10 protein-coding genes are annotated in these 13628 nt (G+C 58.8%); 4 read left to right on the forward strand and 6 right to left on the reverse strand.

All coding sequences use genetic code 11. From position 1 onward, the window contains the following. Positions 1–196 precede the first annotated feature (196 nt). The 5 genes from METMA_RS0107785 to METMA_RS25745 all read right to left on the reverse strand — a co-directional run bounded on the left by METMA_RS0107785 (position 197) and on the right by METMA_RS25745 (position 7308). The gene (locus tag METMA_RS0107785; RefSeq protein WP_020158516.1) at positions 197–3499 is read right to left on the reverse strand and encodes a hybrid sensor histidine kinase/response regulator; all 3303 of its coding nucleotides are present in this window, start codon (positions 3497–3499) and stop codon (positions 197–199) included. Positions 3500–3514: 15 nt separating this feature from the next. Beyond that, positions 3515–5323, reverse strand: a complete 1809-nt coding sequence (locus tag METMA_RS24250) for a methyl-accepting chemotaxis protein (protein ID WP_020158517.1) — start codon at positions 5321–5323, stop codon at positions 3515–3517. Positions 5324–5611: 288 nt separating this feature from the next. Beyond that, complete coding sequence (locus METMA_RS25740; RefSeq protein WP_020158518.1) at positions 5612–6124, reverse strand: chemotaxis protein CheW; 513 nt, start codon at positions 6122–6124, stop codon at positions 5612–5614. Continuing rightward, entirely contained in the window at positions 6121–6492 is a 372-nt protein-coding gene (locus METMA_RS0107800; protein WP_020158519.1) for a response regulator, read from the reverse strand. Before METMA_RS0107800 ends, METMA_RS25740 begins: the two co-directional genes overlap by 4 nt. Before the next feature lie 12 nt (positions 6493–6504). Further along, positions 6505–7308: a response regulator gene (locus METMA_RS25745; protein ID WP_020158520.1), complete on the reverse strand. Its 804-nt coding sequence runs from the start codon at positions 7306–7308 to the stop codon at positions 6505–6507. A gap of 311 nt (positions 7309–7619) precedes the next feature. Here METMA_RS25745 and METMA_RS0107810 point away from each other — a divergent pair, with 311 nt between their 5' ends. Then, the gene (locus METMA_RS0107810) at positions 7620–8852 is read left to right on the forward strand and encodes an MFS transporter (RefSeq protein WP_020158521.1); all 1233 of its coding nucleotides are present in this window, start codon (positions 7620–7622) and stop codon (positions 8850–8852) included. A gap of 195 nt (positions 8853–9047) precedes the next feature. Here METMA_RS0107810 and METMA_RS24265 read toward each other — a convergent pair whose 3' ends face one another. Further along, positions 9048–9674 carry a phosphatase PAP2 family protein gene (locus tag METMA_RS24265; RefSeq protein WP_051114336.1) on the reverse strand — a complete coding sequence of 209 codons (627 nt, stop codon included), beginning with the start codon at positions 9672–9674 and terminating at the stop codon, positions 9048–9050. A gap of 296 nt (positions 9675–9970) precedes the next feature. Between METMA_RS24265 and METMA_RS0107825 the strand changes: the two genes are divergently transcribed. The 3 genes from METMA_RS0107825 (at position 9971) to METMA_RS0107835 (ending at position 13556) form a co-directional block, all read left to right on the forward strand. Further along, the gene (locus METMA_RS0107825; protein ID WP_020158524.1) at positions 9971–10423 is read left to right on the forward strand and encodes a DUF4112 domain-containing protein; all 453 of its coding nucleotides are present in this window, start codon (positions 9971–9973) and stop codon (positions 10421–10423) included. Positions 10424–10704: 281 nt separating this feature from the next. Further along, on the forward strand, positions 10705–11607 hold the full coding sequence (locus METMA_RS0107830) for a cation diffusion facilitator family transporter (protein ID WP_020158525.1): 903 nt from the start codon (positions 10705–10707) through the stop codon (positions 11605–11607). 635 nt (positions 11608–12242) lie between these two features. Continuing rightward, entirely contained in the window at positions 12243–13556 is a 1314-nt protein-coding gene (locus METMA_RS0107835; RefSeq protein WP_020158526.1) for an IS1380 family transposase, read from the forward strand. The last annotated feature ends 72 nt before the right edge of the window (positions 13557–13628 follow it).

The raw sequence follows: 13628 nt of genomic DNA on the forward strand, positions 1-13628 counted from the left end.
CGTGGGAGCGATGCCCTCATCGCGACAAAAGACGCCGCAAGTCGCGATGAGGGCATCGCTCCCACAGGTGTCGCTTGGATTTAAAACTGATTGTAGAGTCGCCCTACAGCCCTCCGCAAACCGGGAAATTATTTACGGCCAAATCCTTAGCTCAAGCAGTATTACCGCCTGTAAACCATAAGGCGCGCCTCCCTGATCAAGCCGCCTGTATCAACTGTCGCTCCAGCAGAGCGTTGAGCTTGATGATCAGATCGTCGTCGCTAAACGGCTTGGTCAAATACAGCGTTACGCCGGCGTGATCGGCCTGACTGCGGTGTTTTTCGCTGGACCGGGAAGTGATCATGATCAGCGGGATAGCTTGCAGGTCCGGCGCCGCTCTCAGGTAACGGGTCAATTCGATGCCGTTCATTCGCGGCATTTCCAGGTCCGATAAAATGATGTCGGGCTTTCGGGCCTCGATTTTCTCGATCGCATCGAGCCCGTCGATGGCGGTCTGTACCTCGAAACCGGCATCCTTCAGCAACTGCACGGCGGCTTTTCTGGCCGACAGGGAGTCGTCGACGACCAGCGCCCATGTTTTTGCCGCGCGCACTCTGACCGGAGCCGACCCTGTGGCGTTATCGGCCTGCGCGCGCCTTTCGGCATCGGCAAGCAGTTCGAACAGATCGATGACCGGCGCGACCTGGCCGCTGCCCAGCATCACGCCGCCCAGGACGCCGTAAACGCCTTGCAGGTAATCGCCGAAGGGGCGGATCATCAGGTTCCGGTAACCGATGACCTGCTCGACCAGCACGACTTTTTCATCGCCGTCACGGACCTTTAACAGCAGTCCCGCCGCCTTGTCGGGCACGATTTTCTTGCCTTCCAGACCGAGCAGGCTGCCCAGCGTATCGGCCGCATAGCACTGTTGCTCGACCTGATAATAAAGATTGCCGTCCTCATCGGCCTCCGGCTCGCCGTCCAGGGCGCAGAAAATATGCGCGACACCGTGCTCCGAAATCGCGAAGGTCCGCTCGCCCAGTCTGACCAGAATCATCGGCGCATCATAGCGGTTTGACGGCACATTCATGGTCACGGTCAGGCCCTGCCCCGGCGTCGATGCCAGATCGATGACGCCGTTCAGGCGCGCGACCTGCGTCTGGATGGCGTCCATGCCGATGCCGCGCCCGGATACCTGGCTGGCCTGTTCCCTGGTCGAGAAGCCGGGGCGGAAAATCAGCCGTTGCAGCTGCTCGTCCGATAGCGCCCGCGGGTCGCTGACCCCGCCCTTGTCCTGCGCTGTTGCCCGGATTCTGGCCGTGTCCAGGCCGCCGCCGTCATCCTGGCAGCTGATATTGAGGGCGTTACGGTCGTTTGTGAAACTCAGGCGTATCGTGCCCTGCCGGGGCTTCCCGGCTTGCACGCGGCTTTCCGGCGTTTCGATGCCGTGATCGACGGCATTGCGCAGCAGATGCATCAGGGCATCGGACAGGCCGTTCAGGATCTCGCTGTCGATCAGGGTCTGCTCGCCGCTGATGTGCAACTCGACGTCCTTGCCGGTCATTCTCGCGGTCTGCCTGACGATGCGCCGGCAGCGCGAAACGATCTTCCGCGCCGGCACCAGCCGCAGGCCTTGCGCGCGTTCCAGGTGCTCTTTCTGCACGACGCGCTGTTCGATCATCAGGTTCTTGCCGTCGAGCAACTGCCGGTGCATCTGCGCGTTCTGCTCGCGCACGTCGGCCGCGGCTTCGGCCAGGCGGCTGAGACAGGTGTGCACTTCCCCGTACTGCTCCAGCTCCAGCGCGTCGTAGCCCTGGTTGCCGCGGCTGTCCCTGGCCATCACGCCGCGGATGTTGACCAGCCGGTCCATTTCGGCGACCAGCTCGCTGAGCCGCCAGGTCAGCTCGCGAATTTCATCGCTGCCGGTCAGCAGTCCGTCGAGCTTTTCATGAGCCCGCTCGCCGAGGCTGCCCGCTTCGGCGGCCGCGTCAATGATCTGGTCGAGCAGGAGCGACGGAATGGCCGTCATGGCCTTGGCCCGATCGTCGTCATGGCCGGGATTTTCCGTCGCCGCCGGCAGGCTTGTTGTTGAGGCATCGGCCGAACCAGCCGCGCCGGCCACGCCTTCCTTCCTGATCCGGTAATCCCAGTCCAGCACCTGTTGCAGAACGGCCAGCGCCTGTTCCGGCGGCTCCCCCTGCCCTTGCAGGCAATCGGACATGGCAGCCAGGCAATCGGCGGCATCGAGCAGCACGGTCCCGAGCACCTTGCCGGGCAGCGCCTGTCCGGTATTGAGCGCTTCCAGAATCGCTTCCAGGCTGTGCGTCAGATTGGCGATGCCATGCACGCCGATCGTGTTGCAGGCGCCCTTCAAGGTATGGGCGATGCGTTGCGCCTCCAGCAGACGCGCCGATGAGGCATCGGCGCCGATCATGGCCTGGACCGCCGCCGAGAAGTTTTCCGTCAACACCGGCAGTTCGTGCAACAAGGCCTGCACCAGTTCGCCGTCGACATCGCCGGGTATCGCCAGCGACACGTCATCCGGCTGGGCAAGGGTTCTTTCGATATGGGCCCGCCGGGTATCGGGATCGCTGACGGGCACGTTAAGCGCCTCGAACAAACGGCCCAGCAATGCCTCCGGCAGCGGCCGGCGCCAGTCCGGTTCATGCAGGTGCCGGACCAGCGCGCTGCAGTGACTGTCGTTACCGATGTCGGTCAGGTATTCCTGAATCAGGATCAGCGCGATGCCGAACAGGTTGCATTCCTCGTCGTAGTTATGATCGTCGGGCGCCCTGGCGACAACGTTCAGCCACAGCCGCCTGAATACATAGCTCAGGCCGAACAGTCCCACCGTTTCGCAGGCCTTGTTGATGTTTTCCAGCAGAAAATCGTTGGCGCCGAGGGACTGTTGGTATTCGGCCAGAGAAGCGCAGTTGAACTTGGCCAGCGTATGAGTCAGGTCGTCGGCGACCTTGCCGAATTCATTGCTGATCATCTGCACCAGTTCCCGATCGACCGGCTCCACGGACCTATCCGCCAGCGGTTCCATGCACGGCTCGTCGTCGGGCCACGATACATCCGCTTCGGCGTCCGCGCAGCCGCTCAGGCCCTTGATCAGCTCGGCTGCGTCGTCCTCACCCACAGGTTCCGGCCACATTGGGTCTTTCAGCAGCGACACCCAGGCGCCAATGGCTTGCTCATCGGACGGCGCCTGCAGGCAGGCGCGGCTGGCGGCATGCCAGTCCTGCAACAGGGCCTGCTCCATGCCGGACAACCCGTGTTCGCGGCTCGCGAGCAGCAAATCAAGGTTTTCGGCGTACAAGGCGATCAGGTCCATCAAGGCCGGCGCGCCGGCTTCGGCCAGTTGCCCGGCCAGAACTTGCCAGCCTTCGCTGAGCTGTTCGGCCATGTCCTGGCGGTTGTCCTCGCTGTCGGCGCCCAGCAGCGCCTCCAACTGAAGATCAAGCAGGTCCAGGGAGGATTGGAACGGGGTTAACGCGATCATTGAATCTTGCGACATACAGTGGGCTCGCTATCAGGCGGGCAGTCTGAATACGCGGACTTTTTTCAGCAGCGTTTCAGCGTCATTGACCAGGCCTTCCGACAACTGCGATTGCGCCTGTAGCTGGACATGGGTCTTTTCGGTGCTTTGCTGGATGACCGTGGCGCGCTCTTTCAGGATCTGCCCGAGCTTGACCTGCTTCATGGCCTTGTCGGCAATGTCGTGTACATACTCGACCAGCTTCATGGTCACGTTGCGCGTGTCTTTCATGCGGTCGCCGGCCTCCTCGGCCAGGCGCGTGCCCTCGACCACCTGCGTGATCACGTCGTTCATGGTGGTGACGGCATCGGCGGTGTCGACCTGAATGTTTTTCACCAGCCGCGAGATCTGGCCGGTGGCCTCGCGCGAGCTTTCGGCCAGCCGTTGCACCTCGTTCGCGACGACCATGAAGCCCCGGCCCGCCTCGCCGGCCTGCGCCGCCTGCATGCCGGCGTTCAAGGCCAGCACGTGCGTGCGCTCGGCGATTTCGTTGATGATGTTGACGACGCCGGTGATTTCCTGCGAGCGCTCGCCTAGCCGCTTGACCCGCTTTTCAATCTCGCGAATGATCTCGCGGATCATGTTGATGCTCTGCACGGTGTCGGTCACGGCCTGCAGCGCCGTGTCGGTCGCCTGCATGGCTTCCTTGGACGAACTGTTGGTGGTCTGGGAAATGCGCGCGACATTCAGCATCATCGCCACCGCCGAATTCAATTCCTGCAGCATTTTTTCCGTTTCCATCCGTTCCCGCTCGGCGAAAATCATGACCGCATCGGACTGGCTTTTGACCTTGCCGGACGACAGGTTGACGCGCTCGGATACCTGGTTCACATCCTTCAGCGTCGATGCCGTCTCCTGCGTCAGCAGGTTGATCGCATCCGACAGCGTGCCGGTGATGTCCTCGGAGACCGGGATATTGACGGTCAGATCCTTCTGGCTCAAACGGGCGACCGACTGCAGCAAGCCGATGACCGAGTTGTTCAATTCGGTTCTGGCCTGCTCGGATGCGGCCAGTTTTTCGGCCCGCTCGTCCAGCAACGCGTCGAAACTGCGGGCCAGGATGCCGATTTCGTCCCTGGCATCGGTATTGGCGCGCGCTTCATAGTCGCCTTCGGCAATCCGCAGCACCAACGCGGTCAGGAATTTGACCGGTTTCAGGACGCTGAACTCGACGACGGCCACATACAAGGCGATCAGCAGCAACAACAGGGCCAGGGCGATCGCCGCCGTTTCCTGCTTGAACTGCGCTATCGATTGTTGCGTCGTCTGGGCGGTGCGGTTTTTCAATTGCCCGGCCAGTTCGACGATATGCTGAATGGCGTCCGTCGGCGCGCGGTCGATGCCGCGCACTTTGACATCGACATCGCGGTAGCCGAGGCCGGTTTCGTTCATGAATAACAGCGGGATGGCGGCATGATAAAGTTCGGTCAGGCGATCATGTTCGGCCAGAAACTGATCCGCGGCCCTGGTGATTTCGGGATGTCCCGCGGCAAGCGCGCGCAGTTGCCTGACGGTGCCCTGGGTTTGCCGGCGCATGTCCTCGAACTGGCGGCTGTATTGGTCGTAATCCTTTGGCACATGGCCGCGGATCAGCATGTTTTTCCATTCCTGGACCTGTTTTTTGAACAGGATTGTCGCCTCCAGGGACAGGCTGGCGATTTTATTGGCCTGCTCGTTGTTCTTGGCGATTTCCTCGGAATAAGAATCCAGGCGTTCCATGGCGTAATAGCCCAGCACGGCCAGGACCGCCAGCATCAACAGAAAGGCGCCGTGCAGTTTGAGTCGTATGCTTAAGTTTTTCATGTTTTTATGCTGTTCGATTAGAGAGTTCCGTAGTTAAAATTCGCCGGCGTATCGCGGCCTGGAAGGTAGAAGAGTGTGAAAGAATTAGTGAAAAACGTCATAAAAAGCCTTATTCACCACGAAGATCACGAAGGACACGAAGAAAAAATTAAGTTAATCAAAAGCTTAAAACTTCGTGCTCTCCGTGTCCTTCGTGGTTAAATCCTTTAAATTGAATACTTTCACAGTCTCGTAGGTACTGCGTACCCTGCAATTCCCGTCCCGTTGGCAACGCGGCAAAAATTATGGTCAGCAGGACTTCGCGCTTTCCGCGAGAAACGTGAAGAAGTCCGTTTTATTGAAAGCCAGCCAGGCCGTTTCTTGCTGTTGGTAAACCGTGCTGATTTGCCCGGCGATCAGATCGGGCACCGGCACGCTCGCTTCCGGCGCTTCGACAAGTCCCGTCAGCCATTGCGGCGAGTCTTTCAACACGAAGCCCAGCGCCTGCCTGCCCTGGTCCAGAACCAACACCGTCGGTCTGGCCGAGTCGGCCGGCGCTTCGAGCAGCAGGCCGTGCAGGTCGAAAACCGGAATCAGGTTGCCGCGCAGCGTTATGACGCCCAACATCCAGTTTCGGGTATGCGGGATGGGATAAATCTCCGGGTCGGTCACGATCTCGCCGGGGCAATGCGCGGGAAACAGAAAGCCCAGAGGGCCTATCCTGAAGCCATAGCGCTGCATGCCCTGAAGCGCATCGTTCGGGTCGGCGGTCTCGATAAACGCCGCCCCCACCGCCTCAGCTTCTGCCGGTTGCGCATTCACCGCTCGAACACCTTGATCTGGTCCAGGATTTCATTTTTCTGATAGGGTTTGGTGATATAGGCCTTGCCGCCTTGCAGCTGCGCCCAGACCTTGTCGGCCTGCTCGCCCTTGCTGGACAGGAAGATGACAGGAATATTTTTGGTGGCCTCGTCATTGGCCAGCCTGCGGCAGGTCGTGAAGCCGTCGACGTCCGGCATGACGATATCCATGAAAATCAGGTCAGGATTGCCGTTGGCCGCAATCGCATCCATCGCGGCCTTGCCGGAATGCGCGGTCGCCACTTCGTAACCGGCTTCGGTCAGGATGTTTTTCAGGTTGCTCAGTTCGACGGCCATGTCGTCGACGCACAAAATTTTTCTAATCGCCATCGCGGCTCCTTGTTATGGTTTTTTATAATTGCCCAGCCAATTCATGATGCGGTCCAGCCTGTTCTGGAATTCATCGGACTTGATCGGCTTGGTGACGTAATTCGTGCAGCCGGCCATGACGCCTTTCACTTCATCCAACGGCGAGGTTCTGGCCGACAGCATGATGATCGGCGTTTTCTTCATGCCGGCAAGTTGCCTGATCCGGCTGCAGGTTTCGTAACCGTCCATGCCCGGCATCATGACATCGAGAAAAATGAAGTCGTAGGCGGTTTCGGCCGTCATGGCCAGGGCCTGTTCGCCGCTCTCGGCGAAATCGATGCGCAACGGCAGCGAGGCTTGCTTCAGTTCCAGCGCGACGGTCTTGCGCATCAGCTCGCTGTCGTCGACGACCAGAACGGCGTAGGCGTAAGCCGCATCCCTGGCGCGCTCGGCATCCGCCTGGTAGCTGCCGGCTTCAGGCGCCTGTTCGCCTTCGCTATAGGACTGCCGGTTCCGGGCCGGAATTTCGACCTGGTCGAGCACGCGTATGACCCGGGTCGCCAGCAACAGGCCCTTGATATGGTAATCGGACCCTTCCGGCTTGTCGGACTGGCCGACCGTCACGACCGGGGTTTCGGGGGGCATGGTCTCGATAAGGTGTTTATCGTCCAACACGGCCTGCTGGTCGATATCGACTATCAACAGATCGGTCCGGTCGGTCAGTTTCGCAATAGAATAAGTGCGCTCCCGGTTGCCCGTCGCTTGAAAAATTTTCTCGAGTTTTTCGGCCTTTTTTTCGGAAAAACCGCGCAACCCCACTTTCAAGTTTTTTGTCATTATTGTCTTGCCTTAACATGGTTGGTCCTGAACGGTCCTGCTCCCAGGAGCCGAGAGATTACCAATGCCGTGTGACAGATTTGTTACAATCGCTTCCCGGTTCAGGCTGAATTTCAAAAATGTGAACCAGGCACGGTTTTTGTCACTGGCAGGTGGCAGTCGCGCAAACCCATAACAACCACGAAGAGCACGAGGGGTACGAAGAAAATAGAAAACTTCGGATTCTACGTGTCGCATAGAGACGCCTGCTTTTGCTCTTCGTGGAAAAAATTCCCTGACCGTTACGTAACATCAGTCTATAAGGTATCTTCATGTCACAATCCCTGAGCGGGTTCGGCGCGCTGCGCCATCGTAATTTCACCCTGTACCTGAGCGCGCGGTTGCTGGCCACGATCGCCGTGCAGATGCAGACCGTCGCCGTGGGCTGGCAGATTTATGCGCTCAGCGGCGATGTCATGGATCTGGGCCTGGTCGGCCTGTCGCAGTTCGCGCCCTTCGCGGTGCTGATTCTGATCGCCGGGCAGGCCGCGGACCAGTGGGACCGGCGCTGGATCATCACCTTGTGCTTTGTCGTGGAAATGCTCTGCGGCGTGCTGTTGCTGGTATTCTCGCTGTCGGGCCTGGAAGCGGTCTGGCCGGTGTTCGCGGTCATGGCCCTGTACGGCTCGGCGCGCGCGTTCATGATGCCGGCCAGCCAGGCCATCGTGATCAACCTGGTGCCGGCCGAGCGCTTCGGCAATGCCGTGGCATTGAGTTCCTCGACGTATCATGTCGCCGTGATTCTCGGCCCCACGCTGGGCGGACTGTTGTATCTGGCCGGACCGCAGACGGTTTATGCGATTGTTGCCGGCCTGCTGGGGCTGTCGGCGCTTCTGGTGCTGCTGATCCGCACCGACAGGAAGGCGGCGGCCGGGCGTGAGCCGGCGTCCTGGCACACACTGCTGGAAGGCCTGCGCTTCGTGCGCGCCAAACCGATCGTGCTGGGCGCGATTTCGCTGGATCTGTTCGCCGTGCTGTTCGGCGGCGCGGTTGCGCTGTTGCCGGTCTATGCCCGCGATATCCTGCATATCGGCCCGCATGGTCTGGGCCTGCTGCGCACGGCGCCGGCCGTCGGCGCGGCGCTGACGGCCGTGGTGCTGGCCTGGTGGCCCATTTCCCGACAGGTCGGACGCTGGATGTTCGGCGGCGTGGCGCTGTTCGGCGCGGCAACGGTTGTGTTCGGCCTGTCGCACAATTTTTACCTGTCCCTGCTGGCGCTGTTCTTGATAGGCGCCGGTGACATGGTCAGCGTCTACATCCGTCACATGCTCGTGCAGCTGGAAACGCCGGATGCGATCCGGGGCCGCGTCAGCGCCGTCAATTCGGTATTTATCGGCGCCTCCAACGAGCTGGGCGAATTCGAATCCGGCATTACCGCGGCCTGGTTCGGGCTGGTGCCGGCCGTGGTCATCGGCGGCGGCGCGACGCTGGCCATCACCTTCTTATGGATCTGGCTGTTTCCGCCGCTGCGCCGCATCGACCGCTTCCCTCACGCGCAGCGCTGAGCACGGGCCGGAAATGTACTGCGCATACGAGACTGTGAAAGTATTCAATTTAAAGGATTTAACCACGAAGGACACGAAGAGCACGAAGTTTTAAGCTTTTGATTAACTTAATTTTTTCTTCGTGTCCTTCGTGATCTTCGTGGTGAATAAGGCTTTTTATGACGTTTTTCACTAATTCTTTCACAGCCTCATACGCTATCCGGCCCTGATGCCGGGCGCGCTGAAAAGCTGCCGGGTGCCCAGCACCCATAGCAGCGCCAGGACCACGCCGCCGATCACATCCGAGGGATAATGTACCTGCAGGTAAAGGCGCGACAGCGCGACCATGACGGCAATCGGCGCCGCTACGGCGATGAACCAGCCCATGGCCCGCGCATCGAGCCGCCTGATTATCAGGCAAAGCGCGAACACGAACGCCGTGATCTGCACGGTATGGGCACTGGGAAACGAGGCATCCAGCGGCAGCGCTGCGATATGGGGGTAGGCATCCGGCCGCGCGCGCTGAAACAGGTATTTGGCCAGACGCGCGACAAGGCTCGCGCCGCCCAGGCTCAACGCCAGAAACCAGGCTTCGTCCGGATGGCCGCGCCGGATCAGAAGCCATGCCAGAACCGCGGTCAACGGCGCCAGAAAATAAAGCGACCCGAAGTCGGTGATGAACAAAAACAGCCGATCCAGCCAGAGGGTTCGAAGCTGCGCGGCATGGGACAGAATGACCTGATCCCATGAGGACGGCGCGGCGCTGAAGCGCTCGATGATGAATAACAGCGCTACCATGCCCAGCCACAGGATCAGGATGGTCGTCAGTTTCGATAAAGTCATATACATCGCCTTGGTCGGAAGAAGCCATGGACGCCGGTCGCGCATGGCTGTGGCTGATTATAGCCGGAGCCGGGAGGCCCGTTGTGGTTTGATGCCGGCGCGCAATCGATTGTTCCGGTGCCCGAAGCCGATCCGGCCCGCTTATGTACGCAAACGCACAGACCGCGCTTGATAGGCTGTGTATTTTCGTTATCCGGTGGTGTTTGCCGCGTTGCCGACGGGACAGGAGGCCGCAGCGCTTACGGCAATATCACGATTGAAAGCTCGCTCATCACGGTTTCCGGATACAGAAACAAATGGACAAACTGAAAAAGCTGGAGCGCATGGCCTGGCTGCTCGATAATTCCTTCCGCATTCCGGGCACGTCCATTCGAATGGGCCTGGACAGCCTGATCGGCCTGATTCCTGGCATCGGCGATACGACGGGCGGGATTTTATCCAGTTACATCATCTGGCAAGCCGCCAGAATGGGCGTCCCGCGGGTCGTGCTGATGCGCATGGGCGTCAATGTCGTGTTCGAAACGCTGCTCGGAGCCGTGCCGCTGGTCGGCGACATCTTCGATATCGCCTTTAAGGCCAACCAGAAAAACGTTCAGTTGCTGAGCAACTACTACCAGTCCCCGCAGGCGTCCGTCGAAAGGCATACCGTTTCAATCGTGCTCATAGCGGCGGCCATCATTGCCGTCATCGGGCTGGTCATCTGGCTGACGATCAGGCTGCTGGCCTGGCTGATCAACGCCATCGGCTGAATCGACTCCGATTTGCCGCCGTTACGTTTTATTCGCCGCGATCCATTCTATAATTATTAGGACTTACGCGGTTTGCCTGATCATCCTCCGAAACAAGCGGGTTTAAAACCTGTGGGGACGACTTCGCCTAAAGCGCCTACTGTTGGCAGTCGCCTTTTATCTGAATGGGCGACTGAAGTCGCCCCCACAGGCTTGCGTAAGTCCTGATTATTAAGCCCGCGACAGGCCATCGGGCGCTGTTGGCCCGTCGTTCCCTATAACCCAACCCGGCAGCAACATCCATGTCACATTCCAATTCAACCACCGCTGTTTTCTATGCCCTCGCGGCTAATTTAGGTGTCGCAATCGCCAAGACCGCGGCGGCTTTCTGGACAGGGTCGGGCTCGTTACTGGCCGAGTCCATCCATTCCTTTGCCGATTCCGGCAATCAGATACTGCTGCTGATCGGCATGAAGCGCTCGCAAAAACAGCCCACCGCGCGCCATCCGATGGGATACGAGCGCGAGGCCTATGTCTGGTCCATGATGGTCGCGATAACGCTGTTCACGGTCGGCGGCGTGTTTTCGGTGTACGAAGGCTGGCTGCGCTATACCACTCCCCACGAAGTTGAAAATGCCGGTGTCGCGTTTCTGATCCTGCTGGTGGCGGCCGGCCTGGAATGGCTCTCGCTGAAAGGCGCGCTGGCGGCCCTGCAGGCGGAAAAAGGCGAGCGCACGCTGTGGCAGTGGTTTCAGGAGACGCACTCCAGCGAATTGATGGTCGTGACCGGCGAGGATCTGGCGGCCCTGGCAGGACTGGTCATCGCGCTGGTCATGCTGAGCCTGACGATAATCACCGGCAACACCGCGTTCGATGCCGCCGGCTCCATGCTGATCGGCCTGTTGCTGATCGGCGTCGCGGCCCTTGTCGGCCGGGAAGTGCACTCATTGATTGTCGGCGAAAGCGCCGACAGCATTCGCGACAGCATCAAAGACTATCTGGAGCAGCAGTCGTGCGTGGTGCGGGTGCTGAACCTGTGGGCGATCAACCACGGCAACAGCGTCATGGTCACGATCAAAGCCGAACTGACGCCCGACATGGCGGTCGCCGATGCCGTGCGTGAAATCAACGCCATGGAAAGCCGGATCAAGGAAATCCACCCGCGCGTGCAGTGGACATTTTTCGAGATTGATAATGCGGATTAGGCCGGATAATGGCTTTAACAATCAGGTTTCAATTGAATCTGGGATTGATTGGCTGAATGCGACACGTTGCAGTCTTTCAATCGAATTACTGATGTTACGCGGACAATTGACTCAGGCGCCGGCAGGGGCTGATTCGGTCAAAAAACTTCCTCCGCCATTCCTTCAAGCCTAAGGCCGTCCCTGTGGGAGCGATGCCTACATCGCGACTTGCCGGGTGGTATTGAATCGCGATGTAGGCATCGCTCCCACTACTGCGGTTGCCCCCATTTAAAAACCCGGCCGGTCAGGGGAACAATGCCCATGTTCGACGTTGCGGACGGCATGACCCTCTGTCTGTGCGTAACGTCAGCGAATTATTTGAATGGCGACATTTAGTCGTATAGCAGCTATTTGCTGAATAGCTTGGGCAAGTTCGTTATAAATGCCTTGAAGTTATCTGGATCTGTTTATCGTGAAAATTACGTATGTTATCCCTTTTAGAACCACAACGTTTTTAGAAAATATTGTTTTGATGCTGAGGTCCAGTATGTAAGATGTGCAGACTTAGCCCGGATATTTCATAAAAAAAGCGGGCAAATCCCGTAGAGTTCGATAAAATTCAGTTGCTTAGATTGAATTTGAACAAGGATTTGCCCGTGCCAAATTGTACCGCAGCTCAAATAGATTTTCCTGCCTTTAAACGCCGCAAAATACAAGCCCAATTCAGCGGCGGAGCCATCACCAGTGATGGTGGTGTGCTGTTGTTAAGAACCATTGACCAACAGCTCCAGTTAACCCAACGGATTGCGGAACAGATGCACGATCCCAGGGATCCTGAGCGCATCCGGCATCCGGTAGTCGACTTGCTGCGACAACGGGTTTATGGTCTGGCCTGCGGCTATGAGGATTTGAACGATCACGATACACTCCGAAACGATATCGCCTTTCAGACGGCCGTGGAAAAGGATCAGGCATTGGGTAGCCGCTCCACCTTGTGCCGGTTCGAACAGCGGGCGGACCGAGGCTTGATGTGGCGGATGCATGAGGAACTACTGGCGCAGTTCATCGCCTCCTATAAGACGCCGCCGAAGTCCCTCATTCTGGATTTCGACGCCACCGATGATCCGGTTCACGGTGAACAGCAAGGGCGTTTTTTCCACGGTTATTACCGGAATTACTGTTTTCTGCCCTTGTATGTCTTTTGCGGTAATCAGTGCCTGGTCAGCTATTTGCGCCCCAGCAATATTGACGGGGCCAAGCACAGCTGGGCGATCCTGGCCTTGCTGGTCAAACGCCTGCGTCAGGTCTGGCCGGACGTTCAGATTATCTTCCGTGGCGATAGCGGCTTTTGTCGGCATCGGATGCTGAACTGGTGCGAGCGGAAGGGCGTCCGCTATATCGTTGGTTTGGCCAAAAACCAGCGCTTGAAGCGTTTGAGTCAACCCTGGATTGAGCAAGCCCGGACACAATATGAGGCAACACAACAGAAACAACGCGTGTTCACCGATTTGCACTATAAAGCCGGCACCTGGCGATGCCGGCGCCGAGTCATCCTCAAAGCCGAACACATGAGTCAAGGCAGCAACCCGCGCTATGTCGTGACCAACCTGGCAGGCGAGGCGCAAACGCTTTACGAACAAGTCTATTGTGCCCGAGGCGAGATGGAAAACCGGATTAAAGAGCAACAACTGGATCTGTTTGCCGACCGCACCAGCTGCAGTCTGTGGTGGCCGAACCAGTTCCGCCTGCTGCTGTCGACGCTGGCCTATACGCTGATCGAGGCCCTTCGCCGGATCGCCCTGAACCATACTGAACTGGCGCAGGCCACCTGTGCCACCATTCGCCTGAAACTGTTTAAAATCGGCGCCGTGGTCATCCGCAATACCCGCCGTATTCGGCTGCTGCTGAGCAGTCATTATCCCTTCCAATCCTTGTTTCGATCTGTCTGCCAGCGCCTGTGCCCTGATTAGCACTCGGTAAGTGCTGTGCCCGGCACGCTATAAACAACGGGGTAAGGGGGAGCTGTGCCTGAAAATCGGCAA

The sequence above is a fragment of the Methylobacter marinus A45 genome (genome assembly GCF_000383855.1).
Classification (GTDB): Bacteria; Pseudomonadota; Gammaproteobacteria; order Methylococcales; family Methylomonadaceae; genus Methylobacter; species Methylobacter marinus.

What these genes read in the sequence shown, in the direction of transcription:
- METMA_RS0107785 (WP_020158516.1), bottom strand. Translation starts at nt 3,499, where the DNA reads ATGTCGCAAGATTCAATGATCGCGTTAACCCCGTTCCAATCCTCCCTG.
- METMA_RS0107830 (WP_020158525.1), top strand. Translation starts at nt 10,705, where the DNA reads ATGTCACATTCCAATTCAACCACCGCTGTTTTCTATGCCCTCGCGGCT.
- METMA_RS24250 (WP_020158517.1), bottom strand. Translation starts at nt 5,323, where the DNA reads ATGAAAAACTTAAGCATACGACTCAAACTGCACGGCGCCTTTCTGTTG.
- METMA_RS24265 (WP_051114336.1), bottom strand. Translation starts at nt 9,674, where the DNA reads ATGACTTTATCGAAACTGACGACCATCCTGATCCTGTGGCTGGGCATG.
- METMA_RS0107825 (WP_020158524.1), top strand. Translation starts at nt 9,971, where the DNA reads ATGGACAAACTGAAAAAGCTGGAGCGCATGGCCTGGCTGCTCGATAAT.
- METMA_RS0107810 (WP_020158521.1), top strand. Translation starts at nt 7,620, where the DNA reads ATGTCACAATCCCTGAGCGGGTTCGGCGCGCTGCGCCATCGTAATTTC.
- METMA_RS25745 (WP_020158520.1), bottom strand. Translation starts at nt 7,308, where the DNA reads ATGACAAAAAACTTGAAAGTGGGGTTGCGCGGTTTTTCCGAAAAAAAG.
- METMA_RS0107800 (WP_020158519.1), bottom strand. Translation starts at nt 6,492, where the DNA reads ATGGCGATTAGAAAAATTTTGTGCGTCGACGACATGGCCGTCGAACTG.